Consider the following 816-nt stretch of genomic DNA (forward strand, 5'->3'; position numbering starts at 1 on the left):
AGGCCGACGGCCTCGTGGCGCTCGCGCCGGAGCTGGAGCCGCCGGTCGCGCTGCTCGCGCACGTGCCGGGCACGCCGTCGCGCGCGGCGTACTGGCCGTTCGCCATGTTCTCGCCGGAGTGGCAGGCCATCCTGTACGGCGCCGCGAACGGCGTACCGGTGCGCTTCTGCGACCTGCCCGCGGCCCACAGCCTGGCGGCAGACCGGGCGCCCACCGGCGGTGCGGGTCCCGAGGGCGCGGGTCCCGAGGGCGTGGGCCCTGACGGCGTGCGGCCCGAGGTCGTGCGCCTCGACCCTGTCGGCGCTCTGGCCGCCGCGGCCGGTTACGACGATCCCGAACGCTGGTGGGAGGACGCCGTCGAGCACCGGGGCGACACGCCGTTCGAGGTGATCGCCGAGGCCATGGCCGCCGTGCGCGAAGGCTACGAACCGGACGAGCGGGAGGCCAGGCGCGAGGCGTACATGCGCAGGACCCTGCGCGCCGCCCGCAGGCAGGGCTTCCAGCGGATCGCGGTCGTCTGCGGCGCCTGGCACGTCCCCGCTCTCGCCGGGCCGCTGCCTCCCGCCAGGGCCGACGACGCCCTCCTGCGCCGCCTGCCCAGGGTCAAGCCCGAGCTGACCTGGGTTCCGTGGACGTACGAGCGGCTGGCCTGGTGGAGCGGCTACGGCGCGGGCATCAGCTCGCCGGGCTGGTACCACCACCTGTTCACCGCGCCCGACCGGCCCGTCGAGCGCTGGCTGGCGGCCGCGGCGGCGGTGCTGCGCGGCGAGGGGCTGGCCGTGTCGTCGGCGCACGTCATCGAGGCGACGCGGCTCG

General features: G+C 77.0%; 1 protein-coding gene. It reads left to right on the top strand.

Annotation, left to right across the window (positions count from 1 at the left end; genetic code table 11):
* Window positions 1-816, top strand: an 816-nt coding sequence (locus tag DQW85_RS22060; protein ID WP_240197346.1) for a DUF5682 family protein, incomplete at both ends; no start/stop codon positions are given.

The organism is Nonomuraea lactucae, assembly GCF_003313395.1.
Lineage (GTDB): Bacteria > Actinomycetota > Actinomycetes > Streptosporangiales > Streptosporangiaceae > Nonomuraea > Nonomuraea lactucae.